Below are 22,482 nucleotides of genomic sequence, written 5' to 3'. Positions count from 1 at the left end.
TCCCCGCCCACGAGATGAACCATGAGGCCACATTCCCACTCGTACAACGTCCAGAACGGCCTCATCGGTTTCCCATCCAACGGTCTCGAATCGGCCTCAGTTTCCTTCAGCCTGCCAGGGAGAGCACCTCTGCCCTCTTCAGCCCGGCCAGCGCGGCGCCGGAGACGGCGAGCTTCGACCTGCGCAGCCCGCTTCCGATCACCACTCTCGCGTGCTCCGCGACGTGCGTGTCCACCAGGACCGGCCACTCCTCGGGCAGGCCGAGGGGCGTGATGCCGCCGTACTCCATGCCGGTCAGCTCGACCGCCTCCGCCATCGGGGCGAAGCTGGCCTTGCGGGCGTCGAGGTGCCTGCGCACCACGCCGTTCACGTCGACCCGCATCGTCGCGAGCACCATGCACGCGGCGTAACGCGTCTCGCCGCCCCGCTTGGCCGCCACGACGACGCAGTTGGCCGACTCGTCGAGGGTCACGCCGTACTTCTCGCAGAACGCGGCCGTGTCGGCCAGATCGGGATCGATCTCGGCCACCTCGGCTCCCTCCACGTCCGGCACGGCTCGGGCCACCGGATCGGCCAGCAGATCGATCCGCTCGGTCGCGGGCACCCAGTGCAACGTCATTCCATCTCCTCGATCGCCTCTCCCAGGAGCCTACTTGCGCTCCCGGGAGCAGCGGGCGGCGTCACGGAGACTGCAGGACTCTCCTGTGCAGTTGGGTGACGGCGCCTCTGGCGGACTCCATGGCCCCCGCCTGCCACGCGATCAGATGGGTGAGCCAGTCGCCCGCGAAGTAGACCCTTCCGGCCGGGCGTTGCAGAAGAGTGAAGGACGAATCAAAGGACGGCCAGCGCACCCAGCCGCCCTGGATGTGCTCCTGGCGTTCCCAGGCGATGGAGACGCTGGACAGCAGGTTCTGGCGGTACTTCTCGCCGTGGATCTTCTTGCCCTGGGTGAGCGCCCTGCGCCGCCTGTCCTCCGGGGTGAGGGCGCCGTACAGCTCGGCGGCGCGCTCGGTGTTGTAGTACCCGACGAGCAGGCCGCGCTCGGCGTGGTAGTCGTGCGACGGGTACCAGATGTGCGTGATGTCCAGGTCGGTCTCTGTGACGCCGCCGTAGACGCGGTCCTCCAGCTCCCACCAGCGCCTGCCGTACTCCAGGCCGATCTTGCCGGCGGCGATGGGGACGGGGGTGCTCAGCGCGGCCGTGATCGGGGCGCCGAGGTTGTGCGGGATCTTGGCGAGGAGGTGGGGCGGGAGGGTGGCGATGCAGTAGTCGGCCTTGAGGATGCCGCCGGTGTGGGTGACCTCGACGCCGTCGTCCAGGGTGGTGATCCCGGTGACCCTGGCGCCCGTCTTGATCCTGTCCTGGCCGATGGCCTGCTGGAGCCCGGTGGCGATGGCGTCCATGCCGCCGACGGGCTGGAACATGGGGGTGGCCTGCTCGTAGCCGAAGTCGTTGGTGATGGCGCGGCCGGTGCCGGCGGCGAGGACCTGGTGGAGGGTGCCGGGGTCGGGCATGGGGACCCCGCCGTCCAGGGCCGGGAACCTCGTGAAACCGCGGCGCTCGGAGCCCTCGTAGTCGAGCTTGGGGCCGAGGTCGCCGAACCGCCTGAGGAACTCCAGCAGGCTTTCCCTGTCGTCCTTGGTGAGGGCCTTGTCGAGGGCGCCGAGGTTGGTGGCCTTGGCCAGGAGTTCGGCGATATATCCGTACATGTCGGCTCGGGCCGTACGGGCCCTGACCGTCTGGCCGTTGGTGTGGACGTAGGCCGAGGCGTTGTTGTTGATGAACGTCTCGATGGGGATGCCCAGCTCGCGGCAGTAGTCGAGGGTCACCATCCACTGGGCGATGCGGCCGGGGCCGGCGTTGAAGTAGACGCCCGTGCCGAACTTCACGTCCTGGGCGGGGCCGTTCAGCTCGGCCAGGCGGTCACCGGCGCGCAGCGTGAGGTTCCGGCCGCCGGGCTTCTGCCGGGCTTCGAGCAGCGTGCAGTCGTAGCCGGCCTTGCCCAGCTCGTACGCCGCGGTCAGCCCCGCCACGCCCGCACCGATGATCACGACCTTGGCCGAGGCCCTGCCGCTCAGCGTGAAGTCGCCCTGGCGCGGCGGCGTGTACTCCTTGTCCTGCCCGGTGGGGGCCAGGCCGAGCGCGCCCATGGCGGCGTACATGGCGCCCGCGCCACCGGCCGCGCCGATCCCGACGAGCAGCCCCCGCCTGGTCAGCACGCCGCCCTTGGTCTCAGCCATAGGGCCCGCTGCCGCAGGCGACCTGGCCGGCGATGCTGGCGAACAGGCCGAACAGGGCCATGATCTGGTTGAAGTCGCCGGTGGTGAACTCCGTGTGCCGCGCCCCCACCGACTTCACGCCCGGGATCAGCGACACGGCCGCGGCGATGGCGGTGGAGTTCCACTCCACCCCGAGCGTGTACGGCGCCTCCACCACGTACGGCGTGAAGTCGTTCAACCGGCCCAGCGCCCGAGCCGTGGCCTCACGGATCCGGGTCTGGGCGACACTCGGCGGCAGCAGCTCGGCCGAGAACTTGTCGATCCCCTTCTTCACCGCCACGGTCTCGACGTCGCCGAGCAGCTCGCGGGCCTCCTCGCCCACGGCCTCGTCCCCGGTCACCAGCACCACCGGCACCCCGTGGAACCCGGCGCAGGCCGCGACCAGCCGCGTCTCGCCGCACAGCTCGCCGTTGAGGTAGACGTTCTGGATCTCCTTGCCCATCCACGTGTGGTTGAGCACCCCGTGCGGCACGCCGGCGCGGGCGTGGTAGCCCACGAAACCGGCCGCCTGGAACGAGCCGTCGAGCCCGTGCGCCATCCGCTGCGCCTTGCCGGGCCCCCTGATCAGGCTCGCCCGGGGGTCGAGGAGGTCGATGCGGAGGTTCTTGGTGGAGCCGTGGGCGTCGTTGACCAGCACGCCGCTCGCGCCGGCCGCGAAGGCGCCCTCGACGGCGGCGTTCGCGTCGGCCGTCATCAGCTCGCAGCCCCGCTCGTACCCGCGCTTGCCGGCGTGCATCTCCTCCGGGTCGGTCAGACCCGTCACGCCCTCCATGTCGACCGACAGATAGACCTTCACACGCTCCCCCACGACTCGACCCTGCGGACCTCGGACTCCGTCATCAGCCCGACGTTCGCCTCGATGAACGCCGCCGCCTGCGCCCGCCAGCGTGCCGGGATCTCCTCCAGGGCCGGCGGGTAGCAGTGCTCCAGCCAGCTCGTGGACTCCTCCGAGACGTCGAAGTAGTCGAGCGCCGGGGCGAACAGCGTGTTCTCGATCCCGGGAACGCGGGCCAGCCCGTACTGGATCATCTCCTGACCCCCGTACGGCGGCTTCTTGAGGTACTTGCGGGCCACGGGGCGGTCGGCGGTGATCGGCGTGTCGAGCGGGCGGCGCTCCACGGCGGCCTGGATGAGCTCCTTGTACAGGCACTTGCCGCAGTTGCGGCACGGGCCGTCGGTGCCGCGCAGGCACCAGCGGACCTGCTCCCGTAACGGCGAGCTCAGGGCCAGCCGCATCGTGACGGCCTCGCTCACGCCGCCCACGGGCAGCACGAGGTGCACGCCCGCGGCGGCGAACAGGCGGCCCCACCTGCCGTGGGGCGACCACATCGGGTTGTCGGGGGTGAACCGCCACAGGTAACGGCCGCCGCCGAGCCAGCGGGAGCCCATCTCGTAGCCGAAGCCCAGCCCGCCCAGGTCGAGCTGGTCGGCCAGGAGCAGGGCGCCGGCGGCCACCGCGTGGTGCTCGGGGTAGCCGGGGCGGGGCTCGGCGAGGGTGTACTCCAGGTCGGAGGTGACCGTGCTCAGCTCGCGGCCGGTCTTCGCGGCCAGCTTGGCCAGCACGTCGGAGCGGTAGTGCGGCCAGCGGTTCGGCACGCGCGGGTGGGCGACCCTGCGGAAGTGCACGAACGGGGCCTCGGGGAAGACCGTGGCCGCCGCCACGGAGTCCGCGCCGCCGCTGTACGAGATCGCCAGCCGGTCCCCCGGCCGCCGGGGCTCCGCGCCCACCGGCCCCGCCTCGATGCCCCAGCCGTCGTGCAGCACCTGTGCCAGCTCCGCCGAGATCGCCCGGTCGAACGTGATCCGCCTCCTGGTCCAGGGGGCGACGATCGTCCAGGCGGCCACGGCGTACAGGTCGGGGTGCGCGTCACCGGGGACCCCGCCGATGGAGCACGAGTTGATGGCCAGCTTGATCGGGTACTCGTCGGACGCCTGGCCGGTGATCTCGTCCTCCGGGTCGAGCCGGAAGGTCAGGTTCGACCCGGCACTCCAGGTCACGCGCACGGTTGCTCCTCGGGCCTGCCCGGCTCGCCGCGCCCGGCCCGCAGGCCGTCGATGGCCTGCCAGACCAGGACCTCGTTCTGCAGGACGCCGTCCATCGCCCTGGCCGTCTCCTGGGCGAGCCGGTGGGTGTCGTCGAGCTTGGCCTTGAGCGCCGGGTCAGGCCCCGGCGCCGCCGCCGGGCGGGCGCTCCGCAGCCGCTCGACCTCGCTCTGCAGGGTGGCCATCTCCCGCCGCAGGGTCTGGACCTCCCAGAGCGCGTCCCGGATGTCCTGGCGATGATCGGCGATGGAGATGTACCGAGAGTCGAACCATGTGCGCACGGCCTTTCTGAGCCGGGCAGGGACGGGGACGCGCATCATGAAACGCCACCATAGTGGCAAACCAACATCGGAATGGACGACCCTTACCGAATGCGTTGACTTCTCGTTGCACCCGGCGCGACGGGGCTACCGCCCGGTGAACTTGGGCTTGGTCTTCTCCGCGAACGCGCGCAGGCCGATCTTGGCGTCCTCGGTGGCGAACAGGCCGGAGAACTGCAGGCGCTCGATCTCCATCCCCCGGTCGAGGTCGGTCTCCAGCCCGTGGTCCACGGCCTGCTTGGCGGCGCGCAGCGCGACGGCCGGCCCGCCCACGAAGGTGGCCGCCCATTCGAGGGCCGCGGTGTAGACCTGCTCGTCCGGCACCATCCGGTCGACCAGCCCGATCGCCAGCGCCTCGGCGGCCGGCACGTGGCGGCCGGTGAAGATGAGGTCCTTGGCGCGGGCGGGCCCGACCAGGCGGGGCAGCCGCTGGGTGCCGCCCGCGCCGGGGATGATGCCGAGCAGGATCTCGGGCTGGCCCAGCTTGGCCGACTCGCCCGCGACCCTGAAGTCGGCGCAGAGCGCCAGCTCGCAGCCGCCGCCCAGGGCGTAGCCGGTGATCGCGGCGATGACCGGCTTGCCGATCTTGGCGACCGCGGTGAAGCAGGCCTGGAGCGTGGCGGAGTGGGCGGCCATGTCGGCGTACGACATGTCGGCCATCTCCTTGATGTCCACCCCGGCGGCGAACACCCGCTCCCCGCCGTACAGGATCACCGCCTGCACCTGCGGATCGGCGTCCACGATGCCCGCCGCCTCGGCGAGTTCGGCCTGGACCTGGCCATTGAGGGCGTTCATCTTCGGCCGGTCAAGACGGATCGTGGCGATCTGGTCGGCCACCTCGACGCTCACAAACTCACCCATGTGATCGAACCTAACAGGTGCTCACCCGGCCGCCGCCGCGGACTTGACCGCGTCCACCGACTTCTTGCTGCGCGAGACCCGCACCAGGGCGGCCGACAGGCGGGCCAGCTCGTCGCCCGAGTGCGCCAGCTCGGCCAGCGGGCGGGCCTGGCGGGGCAGCCCGAGCTTGCCTGCTCCGTCCAGCACCCGCTTGTCCAGGTGCGGCGCGACCTGCGGCCAGACCGCCTGCACCTCGCGCAGGAAGATGTCGGCGCCTGTCGGCCCGATGCCGGGGAACTCCATCAGCAGGTCCGCGATCCGCCGCTCGTCGCCCTTCGCCTCGTCGCGCAGGCGGCGCAGGTCGCCCTTCCAGCGGTCGTTGATCAGGTCGGCGCCGTCGCCGAGCATCGTGGCGGTCCGCTCGTCGTAGCGGCGGTAGTGGCCGCGGCCCAGCGCGTCCACCCGGTCCTGCCAGCTCGCCTCGCGCATGCCCCTGGGCGTGCCGTACCCGGCCGCGTACAGCTCCCTGGCGGCGGCCACGGCCACGTCGGCCGAGATGCGCGCGCTGAGCAGGGTGGCCAGGACGAGCAGCTGGTAGAGCGGTTTGGGCTGGTCGGCCAGCTTGATGCCGGCCTCGGTCGCGAACGTGCGGCCGAACCGGTCGAGCAGGGCGTCCAGCACGGCTCCATCCTTCTTACCCATGCCGCTGCGCCTACCCGCCACCCGCGCGGGCATGCCGGGGCGGTGTTTGGGCTCGTGGAGGCAGGTAAGGCGGAGTTCTCCCGCAAGTGAAGGAGCAGGTCGTGCTGACATTGACCGACAACGCCGTGGTGGCCATCCGTGATCTCATGGTCGGGGAGGACGTGCCTCCCGACGCCGGTCTGCGCATCTCGCCCAAGGCCGACGAGGCGGGCACGCTGGAGGTCTCGCTCGCCAGCACTCCGGAGGCCGGTGACCAGGTGGTGGAGAAGGAGGACGTGCGCGTGTTCGTCGCCGAGGACGCGGTGCCGATCCTCGACGACAAGGCGCTGGACGCCCAGCCGGGCACGCCGGGGCATCCGACGTTCCGCCTCGACCGGCGGTCCTGAGCCCACGGTCCGGGTTCCTGGGCCGTCAGCCCTGGTCGGAGTCGCTCTCGGGCGGGCGGGTGTCGCCGAGGCCGAACAGGCCCACCAGCGTCCCGTCCGCCTGGGTGACCACCACGTGGTCCACCTTCGCCTGGTCCATGCGCTGGACCAGCGGGTCGATCTCCTCGCTCGGGCGCACCGTGGTGGCGCCCACCCGCATGACGCTCTCGGCGGTGCCGTCCAGGTCACCACCGCGCAGCTCGCGGGAGCCGATCACGCCCTGGACGACGTCGTCCTCGTCCACCACGACCGCCAGCCCGGCCGGGTCGGCGATGATGCGCTCGGTCAGCATGCCCAGCGGGTCGTCCAGCCCGGCGGTCACCGGGTCCCTGCGCACGTTCCTGGACACCAGGGCGGCGTGCCCCTCGTACGGCAGGTCGGCGGACAACCAGTCCATCTTGCCCACCCCGTAGTCGTACACCTGGCCGAACCCCAGCCGCTGGAGCCGGTGCGCGGCCCGCGGGCTCAGGTCGCAGAGCCAGTCGTGGCAGTACACGATGACCGGGCGCGCCCGGTCCAGCGGCGGCGTGCCGTCGATGCGGCCCAGTGGCAGGTGGACGGCCCCCGGCAGGTGGGCCCACTCGTACTCGCGCTCCGGCAGTACCTCGACGAGCTGCGCCTGCCTGGTGGCGACCAGGTCCCGCACGGCCTCGCGATCGATGATGTGCGTCATGACCTCCCCGTACCCAGAGTCGGGGGACGCAGCGGACGATTCGTGTCACGATGACGGCGCGTCCTCTTCAGGGAGTATCCGATGTGTGACGATCCGCTGCTGCCTCCCGCCGTCGCCGCCGCGCTCGCGGACTACCGCTCGTTGCGGGACACCCACGACGTCCGCTGGGGCGAGCCGCCCCTGGGGTACGTGGTGCAGGCCTGGGCCACCGTCTTCCTCGACAACCGCTACGGCTACTGGGCCGCGGCCCTGCGGCAGATCGCCGGACGCCATCCCGGCGTGCCCCCGGAAGACCTGGAGGCCCACCTCGGCGAGGTGGACCCCGACCGGGTGGTGCGCGACGCGCTGGCCGGTGACGTGCTGGACAACCTGGCCGCGCTGCGCCTGACCCCCGGAGGGTGCCTGCTGGAGGCCGAGACGCAGGTGGTGCTGGGCGACCGGCCCTTCCGTACGGGGTTGCTGCTCGACTCCAGCCGGGACGAGCCGGTCACGGTGGTCGTGGACGGGGTCCCGTACACGGTGGGGCCGTACGGGGCCAAGGTGGTCGAGGTGGCCGAGTCCGTGCTGGTGGGCGGGCGGCCGGTCGAGCTGTCGCCGCTGAGCAGGCGGGCGGAGGCGGCCGTGATCAGGGTGCGGGCCGGGTTCCCCTGCCGGTGGAGCGTCATGGGGGCGAACGGGCAGGGCTGGTACCCGCAGGGTGTTCCGCCCAAGCGGGACGCGCACCGGCGGCCGTACTTCCACGGCGACGACCTCGTGGTCGAGGTGCCCGCCGAGCCGATCACCGTGGGCGTGGCCAGGGGCATGGAGTACACCACCGCCGAGCTCGTGGTGACCCCGGAGGCCGGTGCGACGACGCTGGTCGAGCTGGCCCCCGAGCGGCTGTACGACTCCGCCGCCCGCGGCTGGTACGGCGGCGACCTGCACGTCCACCTGAACTGGATGGGCGAGGAGCCGGCCGCCCCCGTCCTGGCCGCGGCGGCGCAGCACGGCGAGGACCTGCACGTGCTCAACCTCGTGGCGGGCAACGTCGCCGGCGAGCGGGTCTACGACGTGGAGGCGCTGCGGCACTGGGCGGGCAAGGACCTGCCCTGGTCCGACGACCGGCACCTGGCCAGGCTCGGCGTCGAGTACCGCAACGACCTGATCGGCCACTGCACCGCGTTCGGGCTGCGCGAGCCGCCGCGCCGCTACCACTCGGGCTTCCTTGGCACGGCCGACTGGCCGCCGAACGCCGTGGCGCTGGAGGAGCTGCGCGCGCTGGGCGGCGTGACCGGGTACGGGCACCCGTTCCACACTCCGTTCGGCGACGACGACCCGCCGGACGTCGTGCTCGACCGCGGGCGCTCCTGCGCGGCCAGGGAGATCGTGGCCGACGCGGCGCTCGGCCTGATCGACACCCTGGACGTGCTCAACCACTCCTCGATCGCGGCCACCGCCGCCGTCTACCGCCGGCTCATCGGCGCGGGCAACCGGCTGGCGGTCACGGCCGGCACCGACGCCGTGCTGTCGTTCTGCCGCCGCGGCACGGCCTCCTCCCCGCCGGGCTGGGAACGCGTGTACGCCAACGTCGCCGGCCCGCTCACCGCCGAGTCGTACGCCGAGGCGATCCTGCTCGGCCGCACGTTCGCCACCACCGGGCCGTGGCTGGAGCTGACCGTGAACGGGCACGGCCCCGGCGACACGCTGGAGCTCCCGCCCGGGCAGCGCGTGGAGATCGCGGTCTCCTCGATCGGGCCCGAGGTCGAGACCCTGGAGATCCGCACCGCGGACGGCGTGCTGGCCCAGGGGCCGCCCGGGCGGCTGACGGCGTTCGTGGAGGTGCGCGAGCCGACGTACGTGGTCGCCGTGGCCTCCGGCCCGCCGCACCCGCGCAGCATGCACCGCTCCGGCGCGTACGCGCACACCAGCCCGGTGTACGTGGACGTCGCGGGCGGGCACGTGGCCAGGGAGGCGGACGTGCGGTGGTGCCTGGCCTGGCTGGAGCGGCTGGAGGCGGTGTTGCGCGAATCCGGCACGTTCGAGACCCCCGGGCAGCTCGGCGACCACCTCGCCCTGTACGAGCGCGCCAGGGAGGTCTACCGGCGGCGGCTCGCGCCTCCCGGGGTCAGGTGACGCCGGCGAGGACCCGTTCCAGGCCCCAGCGGAACTGGCCGGCCGGTCGAGACGTAGGCCGCGACGGCGTCGGCGGCGGCGTGCGTGCGGGGGAATGCCTGCTCGTCCACCGCGAGCGCCGCGCGGCGGGCGGCGGGCGGCGATCCGCTCCACCTCCGGCGGCACCGGGCCGTCCACCTCGGCGGCCTCCAGGGAGATGGCGCCCAGCACGTACACCATGATCGTGTACGAGGCGCGGGGGTCCGGGAGCGCGGCCAGCAGCGCCTCTCCGACGCGCAGCGCGACGGGGCCGCTGAAGGCGGCGCCGAGGATGGCGGGGACGGCCGCGGGGTGGCGCATCAGCACCTCGCGCAGGTCGAGCGCGAACGCCGTGATGCGCTCGGCCGGCGGCCTGCTCTCGTCCTCAAGCGACGCCAGGTCCGCCTCGCCGAGCAGCCGGTCGCGCCGTCCTCCTCGGGCGGCTGCTGCCCGCGCTCGCCTGATCCGCGTGCTCGTCTGATCCCCTCGCTTGTCTGGGCCCGGTCAGCGTTCGGTCGTCTGGATGTATGCGGTCGCGGTGGCCACGGCGACGGGCTCGCCGTCGGGGGCCAGCAGTTCGCCGGACATGAAGCACACCTGGCGGCCCCGCCGTACGACCCTGCCCCGGCCCACCAGCCGGCCGGGGCGGGCCGGGCGGAGGAACTGGACGTGCAGGTCGAGCGTCGGCGCGAACTGCCCGGGCGGCAGCGTGGCGACCAGCGCGGGCCCGAGCGTGTCGTCGAGCATCGCCGCCAGGAAGCCACCCTGGACCGCGCCCACCGGGTTGGTGAAGCCCTCGCCGGCCGTGAACGCCACCTCGATGGCGCCCTGGGCGGGATCGACGTGCAGCAGCTCCCAGCCCAGGGTGGTGGCGGCGGGGGGTGGGGGCACCCGGCCGGCCATCACGTCCCAGAACGGGCCCTCGCGTGTGGGTGTTTCCATGCGGGCCATTCAACGCCGCGGCACCGACAAGTTCGGGGACGGCCGCCTGGAAATCGTGCTTCGCGCACTCGGGGTTACGCTGCTGTGAGGAAGGCGATGGACGAGCAGAGGAAGGCGGCTGACCGCATGAGCGCGCCGGGCCATCTGACAGCGGAGGCCGGAGGAGACCGAGGGGCCATGCTCGCCGACCAGGTGAATCGCATGATCGCGCTGGCTGAGGAGGCGCGGGCGGAGGAGACGTGGGCGTTCGATGCGCTCAGCAGGTTCGTGGCGGGGTGTGCGGGGCTGGGGCTGGATCCGCTGGCGGCGGTCGGCGTTGCAGAAGCTCCTGGTGCGGCACGTGATCGTTTGATGAAGGTGCTCGAAGACGTCGTCCGGGCCGGTCACGACGAGGGTGCGCTGCGTGGTGACGTGGGCGCGGGTGATGTGGTGGGGGTCGTCGGGCTGCTCGTCCGGGGACTGCCCACGGTGCCCGCCGGGTTGGGCGAGGAACTGCGGGAGCGGGCCGTGCGCCTGGTGCTCGCCGGGATGCGCGCCCACCCCGCGCCGGTCCCGCCGGGCGCGGCGCTGACGGCCGGGGACCTGGCGCGGCGCGTTTCCGGGTAGGGGCCCGGGCACCGTACGCGTTGCGCCGAACCCCACCGCACGACGACCCGCCGACCCGGCGCAGGCCAGCGAGCCGACAGTCCTCGCTCGGCCCACGGCGCAGGTCAGTGGGCCGGCGGGACTCGCCCGGCCCAGCCGGCGCGGCTTGTCGGCCGACGGGAGTCGCCCGGCGCGTCGGTGGGCCGGGCGAGGTCCGTGTGCGGTGAGGGCGGGATCCGGGGTGGGCGGGGTTAGGCGGGTGGGTGGAAGGTGGTCAGGCCTTCGGGCATGCCGCGCCGTACCGCCTGGACGATCTCCTGGTGGAGGCGTGGGCCGGGGTCGGCGGGCGGGCCCAGGGGGCTGCCTTCGACCTCGTACCACTCGTCGGCGTCCAGGTACTGCACGCGTACCGTCACCCGGCCCCCCGCCACCACCGTCCGCACCGTCACCTCACCGGTGATGACGCCGACCTCCTCGGTCATCACCCCGCCCGGCCCGGCGACGACGCTGCTCTGGTAGGTCTCGGCGCTCACCTCAGGCCCCGGTCTCCCCGTAGCAGGTGGCCACCATCTCGGTCAGCGCGTCGCGTTCGGCCTCGGTGACGGTGAGGTCGTAGCGGGACTTGACGTCGATCCAGGCCCGGCTGTACGTGCACCAGTACGACCGCAGCGGCGGCTTCCACTGGTCGGGCGACTGGTCGCCCTTGGAGCGGTTGGAGGCGGCCGAGACGGCGAGGAGCTGCGGCCCTTCGAGGTCGTTGGCGAACTGCCTGCGGCGGGCGTCGGTCCACGTGTTCGCGCCCGAGCGCCACGCCTGGGCCAGCGGCACCATGTGGTCGATGTCGAGGTCCGCGGCGTTGGTGAAGTCCCTGCCGTCGTACACGCTGTGCCAGGTGCCGCTGATGGCCCGGCAGTTCTCGTCCTGTTTGACGTCGGCGCCGTCGCGGGCGAGCACGGTCTCGCGGGTGTCGCAGGAGTGGCCCTGCGACGTCCAGTGCGGGAAGCGGCTGCGGCTGTAGCCGGCCATCGAGCGGGGTTCGGCGATGACGAGCTGCTGGAGCTGCGCCTGGGCGGCGGGGGCGGAGAGGGTGGGCGGGAGTTCGGCGGGAGAGGCGGCGCCCGCGCCGGCCGCCGGGACCAGGGCCAGGATGGTCGTGGTCGCGGCGGTCGCCGTGCGGGCGGGCCATGATCGCAATGAGAACATGGCCCACGACTACTGCGATGATTACTCTGAGTAATCGAAGGCGCGCTCCGCTTGTCACTTGGAGTGACAGAGTTGGGGTTGGCTTTGGTCAGGCGGTGCCCGAGAGGCGTTCGACGCCGCGCAGCAGCGCCGAGTGGTCGAGCGCGCCGTCGCCGACCGCGTTCGCCGACGCGACGAGCTGGGCCACCAGGGCGCCGAGCGGCAGCACGACCCCGGCCTCGCGGGCGGCCGAGGTGACGATGCCCAGGTCCTTGTGGTGCAGCTCCAGGCGGAAGCCGGGCTCGAAGGAGTGGGCGGCCATGTTGGCGCCCTTCTGGCTGAGCACGGCGGAGCCCGCCAGGCCGCCGCCCAGCACCTTCAGCGCCGCGTCCAGATCCACCCCGTACGCCCGCAGGAACACCACCGCCTCCGCCAGCGCCTCGAGGTTGGCCGCCACGATGAGCTGGTTGGCAGCCTTGACCGTCTGGCCCGATCCGCTCGGCCCGACGTGCACGACGGTCTTGCCCACCGCCTCGAAGACGGGCCTGGCGGCCTCGAACGTGCCCGCGTCCCCGCCGACCATGATCGACAGGGCCGCGTTCCTGGCACCGGCCTCGCCGCCCGAGACGGGGGCGTCGAGGTAGCGCAGGCCGCGGCGGCCCGCCTCCTCGGCCAGCTCGCGCGTGACGTCGGGGCGGATCGTGGAGAAGTCGATGATCAGCGTGCCAGGGGCGGCGTGCTCGAAGACACCCCCGGGGCCGGTCAGCACGTCCTGGACGTCGGGCGAGTCGGGCACCATGATCGCGACGACCTCGGCCCCCGTCACCGCGTCGGCGATCGACCCCGCCGCCCGCCCGCCGGCCGCCGCCAGCGGCGCGGCCTTCTCGGGCGTGCGGTTGTAGCCGGCCACGGCGTGCCCGGCCTTGACCAGGTGTACGGCCATGGGGCTGCCCATGATGCCGAGGCCGATGAAGGCGATGGCGGTCACGTCGAAAGGTCCTTCCGTGTCGGGTTCGGTGGGCGTCACGCGGACGGCCGCTGCTCCCTGGGCAGCCAGCCGAACGCGTCCTGCCCCTTCGCGAGGTACTCCAGGCCGACGTACCCGTCGTATCCGGCGGCTCGCAGGTCGTCGAGCCACTGCCGCAGCGGCAGCTCGCCGCTTCCAGGCGCGCCCCTGCCCGGCGCGTCGGCGATCTGTACGTGGGCGACGCGCGAGCCGTACCGCTCGATGGCGGCGGGCACGTCGTCACCGTTGACGGCCAGGTGGTAGAGGTCGGCGAGCAGCCCGGCCCCCGGCACGCGGTCGAGCACGGCCACCGCGTCGGCGGCCGTCAGCAGCGGGTAGCGCGGCGCGCCGCTGACCGGCTCCAGCAGCACGGTGCCCGGCACGCCCGCCACGCAGGCGGACAACATCTCGACGGCCAGCTCGTCCTGCTCCCCGGCTCCGGCGCCCTCGACGCGGTTGCCGTACAGGGCGTTGAAGGCGCGGCAGCCCAGCCGTTCGCCGATGGACGCCACCACGGGGATGTTGTCGAGCAGCTCGCGCGAGCGACCCGGCCACGACACCACGCCGCGGTCGCCGCCGGGCATGTCGCCGGCGAAGAAGTTGAGCCCGGTGAGCCGGACGCCGGCGTCCTCGACCGCCCGCACGAACGCGTCCACGTCGCGGTCGGCCGGCACCGCCACGGGCCACGGCCACCAGAACTCCACCGCCGTGAACCCGTCGGCCGCCGCCGCGGCGGGACGTTCGAGCAGCGGCAGATCGGTGTAGAGGATGGAGCAGTTGACGGTCCACTTGGTCACGCGCGGGCCTCTTCCCGGTTCTTCACGGTCTGGTCGTCGATGCCACGAGTATGTCGCCGTGCTCGTGGACGGCGTACATCGGGGGCCGCGCGACACGGGCGTGGGGCGGGTGTGTCATGCGGGCAACATGAAGCCGGAGCGGGTCTATGATGTTGGAAAGTAAAGCGGCGGGAGGTCGGGCATGCGGATGTCCCAGTGGGCCCACGACACGTTCGGGCAGCGCGTTCCCCTGATCAGACAGGGCATCGCGGAGGCGCTGTCGGTGGCGCTGGAGAACGCGCTCGACGCCCAGAAGGTGGCGCAGACCGATCATCTGCATCCGTTCGGGTTCACGCTGATGTCCCGCAAGTTCGAGGCGCTGGCCGAGGCGTTCGAGGACCTGGGCGACGTGCGCGTCGTCAAGCCCGGCGGCTCCCAGCACGAGCTGGTGGTGCTCGACGGCAAGCTGCTGTTCCCGTTCCGCTACGCCAAGGACCGCTCGGTCAGCGTGATGAGCGCGCGCATCGGCGACGGGCGGCCGTCGGCGCTGGTGCAGGCGCTGTTCAACCGGTTCGGGCCCGAGCCGCGGATGCGGCAGCTCGCGCTGCACGACCTCCCGCCGCACGCCGTCCCGGTCGCCGAGGCGCTGGGCGACCTGCCCGACGACACCCGGCTGGTGCTGATCGCGTACGCCTGCAACGCGCACTCCGGGCTGCTCGACGCCTGGTGGGGCGAGGCCGAGCTGCTCGACCGTACGGGCAGCCTGCGCTGGCACCACTGCGAGGAGATCCCGCTGGTGCAGGAGAGCGTGGCGCCCGCCGGGCGCGAGGGCGAGGCCGCGGCGTTCGACCACGGGGTGCCGCCCGCGCCGGCGCTCAACCCGCGCAGGGGCGCGGCGCGCCTCGCGGCGCCGGTCAGCGAGCCGCTGCCGTTCGGGCCAGAAGCCGCCAGCGGTGCGTGACTCCGGCACGGGCAGGCGGCCCCCGCACTCCGGTACGGGCGGGCCGAGCCCGCAGGCGGTCGCCGACGCGTTCGACGCCACCCGCCTCACCCAGGCCCGGCACCTGGCCGCGCTCACCAAGAAGGAGGTCGCCGAGCACCTCGGCGTCTCCCCCGCCGCGGTCGGCCAGTACGAGTCGGGCGTCACCCGGCCCCGGCCCGACCTGATCCCGCGGCTGGCCGAGGTGCTGTCGGTGCCGATGGCGTTCTTCCTGTCCGGGCGCCCGCACGGCAAGCTCGACGGCTCCATGGCGCACTTCCGCAGCCTCCGCTCCACCCGCGCCTACCAGCGGGCCAAGGCCGTGGCGTTCGTCGAGCAGGTGTGGGAGCTGACGTACGCGCTGGAGAAGCGCGTCCAGCTGCCCCCCGTCGACCTGCCCGGGTTCGCGGGCGGCGAGATGCACTCCGACCTGCCACGCGACCCGGCGGGCGCGGCCCGCGCGCTGCGCGCCCACTGGGGGCTGGGCACCGGCCCGATCGGGCATCTGGTGCGCCGCATGGAGTCGCACGGCATCGTCGTGGCCTTCCCCCGCCACGACCCCGACGCGGTCACCGTCGACGCCTTCTCCACCTCCAGCCTGCCGCGGCCGATCGTGGTGCTGACGCCCAACCGGTTCGACGACATCTACCGCCACCGCTTCACCGCGGCCCACGAGCTGGGTCACCTGGTGCTGCACGGCGACACGGCGGCGGGCGACCCGCAGCAGGAGCGGGAGGCCGACGCGTTCGCGGCCGAGTTCCTCACGCCGCGCGACAGCATCCTGCCCCAGCTCCCGCTCCGCGCCGACCTGCGGCGGCTGGCCGAGCTGCGGCTGACGTGGGGGGTGTCGGTCGACTCGCTGCTCTACCGGTGCAGGGAGACGGGGCTGCTCTCCGACTCCGCCGCCGGCCGGGCCTACCAGCGGCTCGCCGCGCTGCGCGACCAGCCGGGCTTCACCAACGAGCCGGTCTCCGGCTATCCGGGTGAGCAGCCGGTGCTGCTGGCGCAGGCGTTCGAGCTGGCCGGCCGGGAGAGCGGGCTGAGCGTCGCCACGCTGGCGCAGGAGCTGGCCTGGCCGATCGCCCGCGTACGCGAGCTGATCGGCCTGCCCGACCGGCGGCCGTCACTGAAGCTCGTGCCCTGACCCGCGCTCTTCCTGCCGGGGAGCGGCGGTCAGCGTGAGGCTGCCCGGCAGGGCCGCGACCGTGTCGCGGAAGCGGGCGGCGAGCGCCGGGACGGACGGCGGGCCGTCCGCCTCGGCCGACCACTCGCCGACCGCGACCCGCCACGCCGCCACCAGCATGTCGCCCGCGAGCCGGGTACGCGGGTCGTCGGGCAGGTCGAGCCGCCGGTGCAGCACCTCGATCACGGACCCCATGGTGCTCTCGCAGAAGTGCAGGTTGTGCGCGTCCATCGTGGACGTCTCCTGCGACAGCCGGTAGCTCAGCACGGCCCGCCCGGCCCACGCCTCGTCGGCCACCCGGTCCAGCGCTGCCAGCAGGGCCGTCTGCATCAGCTCCACCAGCGGCCCCCCGTCGGCCGGGATCGTCTCCAGCTCGTCGAGGAAGACCCGCCACATGTCGTGCAGCGGCGCCATCGCGACGTCCTCCTTGCCGGCGAAGTACCGGAAGAACGTGCGCTTGGACACCTCCACCTCGTCGCAGAGCTCGTCCAGGGTGACCGCGCCGAAGCCGCGGCGGCCGAACAGGTCGAGCGCGGTGTCGATCAGGGCCTGTCGGGTGCGCTGCTTCTTGCGCTCGCGCAGCGGCGGTGCGGCGGTCATGCAGGAAGTGTACGCGAGCGGCATACGCCACTTGCAGGCTTATGCCACTGAGTGGCATAAATTAGCCGTTGTCCCCTTCCGGAAAGGCGCGAACCCATGCGTGCTCTGCTCATCGACCACTCGACCACCTCCGGCCTGCGCCTCGGCGAGGCCGCCGACCCCGTGCCGGAGCCGCACCAGGCCCTCGTCCGGGTGCACGCGACGTCGCTCAACTTCGGCGAGGTCAGACACGGCATCGAGCACGCCGCCGACGGCACCGTGCTGGGCTGGGACGCCGCGGGCGTGGTCGAGCGCGCCGCGGCCGACGGCTCGGGCCCGGCCGCCGGCACCCCGGTGATCACCATCGGCTACGCCGGCGCGTGGGCGGAGCTGCGTGCCGTGGACACCTCGATGCTCGGCGTCGTACCCGCCGGAGCCGACCTCGGGGCGATCAGCACGATCCCGGTGGCGGGCGCCAGCGCGCTGCGCGCGTTGCGCAAGCTCGGGCCGCTGCTCGGCAAGCGGGTGCTGGTGACGGGCGCCACGGGTGGGGTGGGCCGGTACGCCGTGCAGCTCGCCCGCCGCGCCGGCGCCCACGTCATCGCCTCGACCGGAGACCCGGCCGGGCAGGGCGACGGACTGCGCGCGCTGGGCGCCCACCAGGTGGTCGCCCGCCCCGAGCAGGCGGACGGCCTGGTGGACGGGGTGGTGGACAACGTCGGCGGGCCCCAGCTCGTGGCGGCGTTCGGCAGGCTCGCGGCGCACGGCACGCTCGTCTCCGTCGGCCACGGCACGGGCGAGGCGGAGGTCTTCCCGTTCGGCGCGCTCTTCGGTGACGAGGGGCGGCACGACCGCTCCATCGTCACCTTCTACCTGCTGGACGGCGCGGACCTGGTCCCCGACCTGACCTGGCTGGCCGCCCGCGTGGCCGCCGGCGGCCTCGACCCCGGGATCTCCTGGCGCGGCGAGTGGAAGCGGGCGGACGAGGCCGTCGCCGCCCTGGTGGAGGGACGGCTGCACGGCAAGGCGGTGCTCGACTTGACCTGAAGCAAAGTTGAGGTTGCAGGCTCGTAGGCAGTACCGCAGTCAAGTCCTCCGGGAGAGCACCATGCGCGCCGTCGTCCTGCACACCTTCGGACCCGCCGAGAACCTCAGCTACGAGACCGTCCCCGACCCCGAGCCCGGCCCCGGCCAGGTGCGCATCGCGGTGAAGGCGGCCGGCGTGCACCTGGTCGAGACCATGATGCGCTCCGGACTGGCGAGCGATTCGCTGCCGCCGCTGCCCGAGCTGCCGACGATCTTCGGCGGCGAGGTGTCCGGGCAGGTGGACGCCGTGGGGCCGGGAGTGGACCCCGCCTGGATCGGCCGGGACGTGGTGACCTCGGGCGGGCAGCCCGGCGGGTACGCGGAGCTGGCCGTGGCCGACGTGACCGGCCTGCACCGGCTGCCCGCCGGGCTGGGCCACGAGGCGGCCGTGGCGATGATCGTCACCGGCGTCACGACGCTGCGGTTCCTCGACGTGGCCGAGCTGACCTCCTCGGACGTCGTCCTGGTGACCTCGGCCGCGGGCGGGATCGGGCGGTTGATCATCCAGTACGCGCGCCGCCTCGGCGCCCAGGTGATCGGCGCGGCGGGCGGCCCCGGCAAGGTGGCGGCCGTCCGCGAGCTGGGCGCCGACTTCGCCGTGGACTACGACGTGCCGTCCTGGCAGGAGGAGGCCGCCTCGTGGCTGGGCGGCAGGAAGGTCACCGCCCTGCTCGACGGGGTGGGCGGCGACAAGGCGCGGGCGGCGTTCGAGCTGCTGGCGGACGGCGGCCGGTACGTCACCATCGGCAACGCCTCCCAGGGCGGCTTCACCCCGGACCCCGAGACCGTCCGGGAACGCGGCCTCACCGTCACCAACGCCCTGCTCCTGCTGCTCGGCCGGCCGGAGGAGCAGCCGGCGTACGAGGTCAGGGCGCTGGCGGCGGCCGCCGACGGCACGCTGGTGCCGGACGTGCAGGTGTTCCCGCTGTCGCAGGCCGCGGCGGCACACGCGGCGCTGGAGTCGCGGCAGACGACGGGCAAGGTCGTCCTCGTGCCGTGACCGCACGCGGCGCGCTGGCGTTGCGGCGGACCATGGGCGCGGTCGTCCTCGTGCCGTGATCGCACGCGCCCCCTCCCGCCAGATCCGGACTCTGCGCTCAATAGGGTGCAAGGCATGGCGGATCGGACGATGAATCCGGGCACCCCTGACTGCCGCAGCGCCGGACGGTACCTGTGGTGGCTCGTCATGCAGCAGCGCGGCCGGGTCCTGGCGGGCGCCTGCCTGGGCACCGCGTGGATGGTCTGCCTGACGCTGCCGCCGTACTTCCTGTCCCGCGCCATCGACGACGGCCTGGCCAAGGGGCGCTGGCCCGTGCTGGCCGGGTGGACCGCCGCCGTGTTCGGCATCGGCCTGCTGAACGCCTGGCTGGCCATCATGCGCCACCGGACGATGACCCGGGTGCGCATGGACGCCGCGTTCCGATCCGTCCAGGTGGTGGCCCTGCAGGCGACGCGCCTGGGTGCGGCGCTGCCGCGCAAGGTGACGACCGGGGAGGTGGTCACCATCGGGTTCGGCGACGCCGCCATGATGAGCAGCACCCTCACCGTCACCGGCCCTGGCGTCGGCGCGGTGCTGGCCTACATCGTCGTGGCCGGGCTGCTGCTGACCGTCTCCCCTCTGCTGGCCGCCGTGGTGCTGCTGGGCGTGCCGCTGCTCGTCGTCCTGCTCGGGCCGCTGCTGGGACGGCTGCGCGGTGCGGAGACGGCCTACCGCGTACGGCAGGGCGAGCTCGCCGCCAGGTTCGCCGACATCGCGAGCGGGCTGCGGGTGCTGAACGGCATCGGCGGCAAGGACGTCTACGCCGCCCGCTACCGGCACGGCTCCCAGCAGCTGCGGGAGCAGGGGTACCGGGTCGGGGCGGTGACGAGCTGGATCCATGCCCTGGGGGTGGGGCTGCCCACGCTGTTCCTGGGCGCGGTGACGTGGCTGGCGGCGCGGATGGCCGTGCAGGGGGAGATCACGATCGGGGAGCTTGTGGCGGTGTACGGGTATGCCGCCGTACTCGTGGTGCCCGTCGCGTTCTTCGTCGAGGGCGGCTACGACATCGGCCGCGGCCTGGTCGCCGCCCGCAGGGTCGTGCACTTCCTGACCCTGAAACCCGACACGCCCGGCGGCGGCCTGGCCCCTCCGGCTTCGCCCGCCTCACTGCGTGATCCGGCGTCCGGCGTCGAGATCGTGCCCGGCCGGCTGACCGCGCTGGTCAGCGCCCGGCCGTCGGAACCGGTCGCGGTGCTGGACCGGCTGGGCGGGTTCGCCCCGTCGGAGGCCACCTGGGGCGGGGTGCGGCTGCGCGACATCGATCCGGCGCGGCTGCGGGAGCGCATCCTGGTGGCCGACAACGAGGCGGACCTGTTCGCGGGCACCCTGCGCTCGGTCGTCGCGGGCCGCCTGGACACGCCGGACGAGACCGCTGCGGGCCGCACGCGCTCGCTGGAGGAGGACATGGCGCGGGCGATCCATGCGGCCATGGCGGACGACATCGTGCAGGCGCTGCCGGACGGGCTCGGCTCCATCATCGCCGCCCAGGGCCGCAACCTGTCGGGCGGGCAGCGGCAGCGGTTGCGGCTGGCCCGTGCGCTGCTGGCCGACCCTGAGATCCTCCTGGCCGCCGAGCCCACCTCGGCCCTGGACGCGCACACGGAGGCCACGGTGGCGGGACGGCTGCGCGCGGCCCGCGCCGGCCGCACCACGGCCGTCGCCACCACCTCACCGCTCGTCCTGGATCGCGCGGACCTCGTGCACTACCTGGTGGACGGCGTGGTGGCAGCCTCGGGCTCCCACCACGACCTGCTGCGCGACCACCCCGGCTACCACGCGCTGGTCTCCCGTGGCACGGACGACGACGGTGATGGAACGGACGCCGGCACAAGCTCAGACGGCGAAGCAGGCGGCGACGGCGGCCGAAGATGCGGTGGCGGCGTTGCTACAGAGGAGCGGGTGAGATGAGCGCCGCCACCCCTCACCCGCCCGCCGCCGCCCACCCCGGCGACACCCCCGGCAAGCTGCCCGTCGCCGAGCCCAAGCAGACCCGGCGGGCCGCGCTGCGCCTGATCCGCCTGGACGGGCGCGCCTTCGCGGGCATGCTCGCCCTCAACGCCCTGGCCGCGGCCGCCGGTCTGGCCGCGCCGTGGCTGCTGGGCCGCATCATCGACGAGGTCAAGGCCGGCGCGAGCCTGACCACCGTGGACCGGCTGGCGCTGGCCATCCTGGTGTGCGCCGTGGCCCAGCTCCTCCTGTCCCGGTACGCGAGCTATGTCGGCCACCGCTTCGGGGAGCGCACGCTGGCCCGGATCAGGGAGCAGTTCACCGAGCGGGCGCTGGCGTTGCCGTCGTCGGCGGTCGAGCGGGCCGGGACGGGTGATCTGACCACCCGGGGCACCACGGACGTCGCCTCCGTCGGGGCCATGTTGCGTGACGCGGGGCCGGACGTGGCGATCGCCGCCGTGCGGGCGCTGTTCGTGGTGGCCGCCGTCTTCGTGCTGGACCTGCGGCTGGGCGCGTGCGGGCTGCTCGGGCTGGTGGGCATCTGGTTCGCCTCCCGGTGGTACCTGCGCAGGGCGGTGACGGCGTACCTGGATGAGGGGTCCGCGAACTCGGCGCTCGCGGAGGAGCTGGCCTCGACCACCGGCGGCGCCCGGACGATGGAGGCGCTCCGCCTGGAGCGCCGGCGCATCGACGCGTGCCAGGGCGCGATCGAGGAGTGCCGCCGCACCCGGCTCAGGACGTTGTTCCTGCGCAGCGTGCTGTTCCCGGTGGTGGACGTCTCGCACGTGCTGCCGGTCACCGCCGTCCTGCTGCTCGGCGGGGCGCTGCTGATGCGGGAGCCGAGTGCCGTGACGCTGGGCACGGTGGTGGCGGCGGCCCTGTACCTGACCCAGCTCTCCGCGCCGCTCAACACCATCCTGGAGCAGCTGGAGCGCCTGCAGAGCAGCACCGCCTCGTTCGCCCGCGTGGAGGGGCCGGCCCCGGCCTCACGGGCCGCCGAGGTCTCCCCCGTGCCGGCCGACGACCGCATCGAGGTCTCCGGCGTGCGCTTCGCCTACGACGGGGGCCCCGACGTCCTGCACGGGGTCGATCTGCGGGTACGCCCAGGCGAGCGGCTGGCTATCGTCGGCCCCTCCGGCGCGGGCAAGACCACGCTGGGCAGGCTGCTGGCGGGCATGGACGTGCCCAGGGCGGGCTCCGTCACGGTCGGCGGCGTCCCCGTGGCCGGCCTCGACCCGGCCCAGCTCCGCGAGCGCGTCGTTCTCGTCACCCAGGAGCACCACGTCTTCCTCGGCACCGTACGCGACAACCTGCGCATCGCCGCCCCCTCCGCCACGGACGCCGAGCTGCGCGCGGCCCTGGCTGCGGTGGGCGCGGACTGGGCCGGCGACCTCCCCGACGGCCTGGACACCGACCTGGGCCACGGCGCCCACCGCCCGGACGGCGCCCAGGCCCAGCAACTGGCGCTGGCCCGCGTGGTGCTGGCCGACCCGCACACGCTGATCCTCGACGAGGCGACCGCGCTGCTGGACCCGCGTACGGCCCGGCACACCGAGCGCGCGCTGGCCGCCGTGCTCAGGGGCCGTACGGTCATCGCCATCGCCCACCGGCTGCAGACCGCGCACGACGCGGACCGGGTGGCGGTGATGCGGGACGGGCGGCTCACGGAGCTGGGGACGCATGACGAGCTGGTCGCGGCCGGCGGGGCGTACGCGGCGCTCTGGCACTCCTGGCACGGCGGCCGTTAGGACCTCAAAGGCTGAAAA

General features: G+C 73.5%; 24 protein-coding genes. 10 read left to right on the top strand and 14 right to left on the bottom strand.

What is annotated here, in order from left to right; translation table 11 throughout:
* Nucleotides 1-106 precede the first annotated feature (106 nt).
* From HD593_RS06200 to HD593_RS06170, 7 genes are all read right to left on the bottom strand, one after another.
* Nucleotides 107-619, bottom strand: a complete 513-nt coding sequence (locus tag HD593_RS06200) for a YbaK/EbsC family protein (RefSeq protein ID WP_185101205.1) — start codon at nt 617-619, stop codon at nt 107-109.
* Nucleotides 620-680: 61 nt separating this feature from the next.
* Nucleotides 681-2,240: a flavin monoamine oxidase family protein gene (locus tag HD593_RS06195; RefSeq protein WP_185101203.1), complete on the bottom strand. Its 1,560-nt coding sequence runs from the start codon at nt 2,238-2,240 to the stop codon at nt 681-683.
* Nucleotides 2,233-3,087 carry a M55 family metallopeptidase gene (locus HD593_RS06190; protein WP_312903371.1) on the bottom strand — a complete coding sequence of 285 codons (855 nt, stop codon included), beginning with the start codon at nt 3,085-3,087 and terminating at the stop codon, nt 2,233-2,235. Before HD593_RS06190 ends, HD593_RS06195 begins: the two co-directional genes overlap by 8 nt.
* Nucleotides 3,072-4,283, bottom strand: a complete 1,212-nt coding sequence (locus HD593_RS06185) for a DUF6395 domain-containing protein (RefSeq protein WP_185101201.1) — start codon at nt 4,281-4,283, stop codon at nt 3,072-3,074. Before HD593_RS06185 ends, HD593_RS06190 begins: the two co-directional genes overlap by 16 nt.
* Complete coding sequence (locus HD593_RS06180) at nt 4,274-4,642, bottom strand: hypothetical protein (RefSeq protein ID WP_185101200.1); 369 nt, start codon at nt 4,640-4,642, stop codon at nt 4,274-4,276. Before HD593_RS06180 ends, HD593_RS06185 begins: the two co-directional genes overlap by 10 nt.
* An 87-nt stretch (nt 4,643-4,729) precedes the next feature.
* The gene (locus HD593_RS06175; protein WP_185101197.1) at nt 4,730-5,503 is read right to left on the bottom strand and encodes an enoyl-CoA hydratase/isomerase family protein; all 774 of its coding nucleotides are present in this window, start codon (nt 5,501-5,503) and stop codon (nt 4,730-4,732) included.
* A 21-nt stretch (nt 5,504-5,524) separates the two neighbouring features.
* On the bottom strand, nt 5,525-6,184 hold the full coding sequence (locus HD593_RS06170; RefSeq protein WP_185101195.1) for a hypothetical protein: 660 nt from the start codon (nt 6,182-6,184) through the stop codon (nt 5,525-5,527).
* Nucleotides 6,185-6,285: 101 nt separating this feature from the next.
* Between HD593_RS06170 and HD593_RS06165 the strand changes: the two genes are divergently transcribed.
* A complete protein-coding gene (locus HD593_RS06165; protein ID WP_185101193.1) occupies nt 6,286-6,570 on the top strand; it encodes a HesB/IscA family protein in 285 nt (94 codons plus the stop codon).
* Between the two features lie 25 nt (nt 6,571-6,595).
* On the opposite strand, the gene HD593_RS06160 is transcribed toward HD593_RS06165, so the two are convergent.
* Nucleotides 6,596-7,282 carry a rhodanese-like domain-containing protein gene (locus HD593_RS06160; protein ID WP_185101191.1) on the bottom strand — a complete coding sequence of 229 codons (687 nt, stop codon included), beginning with the start codon at nt 7,280-7,282 and terminating at the stop codon, nt 6,596-6,598.
* Nucleotides 7,283-7,363: 81 nt separating this feature from the next.
* On the opposite strand from HD593_RS06160, the gene HD593_RS06155 reads away from it, so the two are divergent.
* Both HD593_RS06155 and HD593_RS06150 read left to right on the top strand, forming a co-directional pair.
* The gene (locus HD593_RS06155; protein ID WP_246546344.1) at nt 7,364-9,394 is read left to right on the top strand and encodes a CehA/McbA family metallohydrolase; all 2,031 of its coding nucleotides are present in this window, start codon (nt 7,364-7,366) and stop codon (nt 9,392-9,394) included.
* Between the two features lie 94 nt (nt 9,395-9,488).
* Nucleotides 9,489-9,893, top strand: coding sequence for a hypothetical protein (locus HD593_RS06150; RefSeq protein WP_185101189.1), 405 nt, complete (start codon nt 9,489-9,491; stop codon nt 9,891-9,893).
* Nucleotides 9,894-9,916: 23 nt separating this feature from the next.
* Here HD593_RS06150 and HD593_RS06145 read toward each other — a convergent pair whose 3' ends face one another.
* Nucleotides 9,917-10,354 (bottom strand): PaaI family thioesterase, encoded by a 438-nt coding sequence (locus HD593_RS06145; RefSeq protein ID WP_185101187.1) that lies wholly within the window; start codon nt 10,352-10,354, stop codon nt 9,917-9,919.
* 201 nt (nt 10,355-10,555) lie between these two features.
* Here HD593_RS06145 and HD593_RS06140 point away from each other — a divergent pair, with 201 nt between their 5' ends.
* Nucleotides 10,556-10,960, top strand: coding sequence for a hypothetical protein (locus HD593_RS06140; RefSeq protein WP_185101185.1), 405 nt, complete (start codon nt 10,556-10,558; stop codon nt 10,958-10,960).
* A gap of 230 nt (nt 10,961-11,190) precedes the next feature.
* On the opposite strand, the gene HD593_RS06135 is transcribed toward HD593_RS06140, so the two are convergent.
* The 4 genes from HD593_RS06135 to HD593_RS06120 form a co-directional block, all read right to left on the bottom strand.
* Nucleotides 11,191-11,472: a hypothetical protein gene (locus HD593_RS06135; protein ID WP_185112764.1), complete on the bottom strand. Its 282-nt coding sequence runs from the start codon at nt 11,470-11,472 to the stop codon at nt 11,191-11,193.
* A 1-nt stretch (nt 11,473) separates the two neighbouring features.
* Nucleotides 11,474-12,142, bottom strand: coding sequence for an HNH endonuclease family protein (locus HD593_RS06130; RefSeq protein ID WP_185101184.1), 669 nt, complete (start codon nt 12,140-12,142; stop codon nt 11,474-11,476).
* Between the two features lie 88 nt (nt 12,143-12,230).
* Nucleotides 12,231-13,109 (bottom strand): 2-hydroxy-3-oxopropionate reductase, encoded by an 879-nt coding sequence (locus HD593_RS06125; RefSeq protein ID WP_185101181.1) that lies wholly within the window; start codon nt 13,107-13,109, stop codon nt 12,231-12,233.
* A 35-nt stretch (nt 13,110-13,144) separates the two neighbouring features.
* Nucleotides 13,145-13,924: a hydroxypyruvate isomerase family protein gene (locus HD593_RS06120; RefSeq protein ID WP_185101179.1), complete on the bottom strand. Its 780-nt coding sequence runs from the start codon at nt 13,922-13,924 to the stop codon at nt 13,145-13,147.
* 181 nt (nt 13,925-14,105) lie between these two features.
* On the opposite strand from HD593_RS06120, the gene HD593_RS06115 reads away from it, so the two are divergent.
* Nucleotides 14,106-14,864 carry a hypothetical protein gene (locus HD593_RS06115; protein WP_185101177.1) on the top strand — a complete coding sequence of 253 codons (759 nt, stop codon included), beginning with the start codon at nt 14,106-14,108 and terminating at the stop codon, nt 14,862-14,864.
* Complete coding sequence (locus HD593_RS64235) at nt 14,857-16,026, top strand: helix-turn-helix domain-containing protein (protein WP_185101175.1); 1,170 nt, start codon at nt 14,857-14,859, stop codon at nt 16,024-16,026. Before HD593_RS06115 ends, HD593_RS64235 begins: the two co-directional genes overlap by 8 nt.
* Here the strand turns inward: HD593_RS64235 and HD593_RS06105 are convergent.
* Complete coding sequence (locus tag HD593_RS06105) at nt 16,006-16,665, bottom strand: TetR/AcrR family transcriptional regulator (RefSeq protein WP_185101173.1); 660 nt, start codon at nt 16,663-16,665, stop codon at nt 16,006-16,008. The two genes, HD593_RS64235 and HD593_RS06105, sit on opposite strands and share 21 nt — an antisense overlap.
* Nucleotides 16,666-16,761: 96 nt before the next feature.
* On the opposite strand from HD593_RS06105, the gene HD593_RS06100 reads away from it, so the two are divergent.
* From HD593_RS06100 to HD593_RS06085, 4 genes are all read left to right on the top strand, one after another.
* A complete protein-coding gene (locus HD593_RS06100) occupies nt 16,762-17,691 on the top strand; it encodes a zinc-binding dehydrogenase (protein WP_185101171.1) in 930 nt (309 codons plus the stop codon).
* A gap of 61 nt (nt 17,692-17,752) precedes the next feature.
* Nucleotides 17,753-18,730 carry a zinc-binding dehydrogenase gene (locus HD593_RS06095; protein WP_185101169.1) on the top strand — a complete coding sequence of 326 codons (978 nt, stop codon included), beginning with the start codon at nt 17,753-17,755 and terminating at the stop codon, nt 18,728-18,730.
* Nucleotides 18,731-18,844: 114 nt separating this feature from the next.
* Nucleotides 18,845-20,677, top strand: a complete 1,833-nt coding sequence (locus HD593_RS06090) for an ABC transporter transmembrane domain-containing protein (protein ID WP_185101167.1) — start codon at nt 18,845-18,847, stop codon at nt 20,675-20,677.
* A complete protein-coding gene (locus tag HD593_RS06085) occupies nt 20,674-22,464 on the top strand; it encodes an ABC transporter ATP-binding protein (protein ID WP_185101165.1) in 1,791 nt (596 codons plus the stop codon). Before HD593_RS06090 ends, HD593_RS06085 begins: the two co-directional genes overlap by 4 nt.
* Nucleotides 22,465-22,482 lie beyond the last annotated feature (18 nt).

The sequence above is a fragment of the Nonomuraea rubra genome, assembly GCF_014207985.1.
In the GTDB taxonomy this organism is placed as follows: Bacteria; Actinomycetota; Actinomycetes; order Streptosporangiales; family Streptosporangiaceae; genus Nonomuraea; species Nonomuraea rubra.
The sequence above is the reverse complement of the archived record's forward strand: the minus strand, read 5'-3'. Positions and strand labels throughout refer to the sequence as shown.

Excerpts from the sequence above, each read along its gene's own strand:
- HD593_RS06130 (WP_185101184.1), bottom strand. The coding sequence starts at position 12,142 with ATGTTCTCATTGCGATCATGGCCCGCCCGCACGGCGACCGCCGCGACC.
- HD593_RS06195 (WP_185101203.1), bottom strand. The coding sequence starts at position 2,240 with ATGGCTGAGACCAAGGGCGGCGTGCTGACCAGGCGGGGGCTGCTCGTC.
- HD593_RS06100 (WP_185101171.1), top strand. The coding sequence starts at position 16,762 with ATGCGTGCTCTGCTCATCGACCACTCGACCACCTCCGGCCTGCGCCTC.
- HD593_RS06085 (WP_185101165.1), top strand. The coding sequence starts at position 20,674 with ATGAGCGCCGCCACCCCTCACCCGCCCGCCGCCGCCCACCCCGGCGAC.
- HD593_RS06180 (WP_185101200.1), bottom strand. The coding sequence starts at position 4,642 with ATGATGCGCGTCCCCGTCCCTGCCCGGCTCAGAAAGGCCGTGCGCACA.
- HD593_RS06150 (WP_185101189.1), top strand. The coding sequence starts at position 9,489 with ATGCCTGCTCGTCCACCGCGAGCGCCGCGCGGCGGGCGGCGGGCGGCG.
- HD593_RS06105 (WP_185101173.1), bottom strand. The coding sequence starts at position 16,665 with ATGACCGCCGCACCGCCGCTGCGCGAGCGCAAGAAGCAGCGCACCCGA.
- HD593_RS06115 (WP_185101177.1), top strand. The coding sequence starts at position 14,106 with ATGCGGATGTCCCAGTGGGCCCACGACACGTTCGGGCAGCGCGTTCCC.
- HD593_RS06145 (WP_185101187.1), bottom strand. The coding sequence starts at position 10,354 with ATGGAAACACCCACACGCGAGGGCCCGTTCTGGGACGTGATGGCCGGC.
- HD593_RS06200 (WP_185101205.1), bottom strand. The coding sequence starts at position 619 with ATGACGTTGCACTGGGTGCCCGCGACCGAGCGGATCGATCTGCTGGCC.
- HD593_RS06090 (WP_185101167.1), top strand. The coding sequence starts at position 18,845 with ATGGCGGATCGGACGATGAATCCGGGCACCCCTGACTGCCGCAGCGCC.
- HD593_RS06095 (WP_185101169.1), top strand. The coding sequence starts at position 17,753 with ATGCGCGCCGTCGTCCTGCACACCTTCGGACCCGCCGAGAACCTCAGC.
- HD593_RS06175 (WP_185101197.1), bottom strand. The coding sequence starts at position 5,503 with ATGGGTGAGTTTGTGAGCGTCGAGGTGGCCGACCAGATCGCCACGATC.
- HD593_RS06160 (WP_185101191.1), bottom strand. The coding sequence starts at position 7,282 with ATGACGCACATCATCGATCGCGAGGCCGTGCGGGACCTGGTCGCCACC.
- HD593_RS06140 (WP_185101185.1), top strand. The coding sequence starts at position 10,556 with ATGATCGCGCTGGCTGAGGAGGCGCGGGCGGAGGAGACGTGGGCGTTC.
- HD593_RS06170 (WP_185101195.1), bottom strand. The coding sequence starts at position 6,184 with ATGGGTAAGAAGGATGGAGCCGTGCTGGACGCCCTGCTCGACCGGTTC.
- HD593_RS06155 (WP_246546344.1), top strand. The coding sequence starts at position 7,364 with ATGTGTGACGATCCGCTGCTGCCTCCCGCCGTCGCCGCCGCGCTCGCG.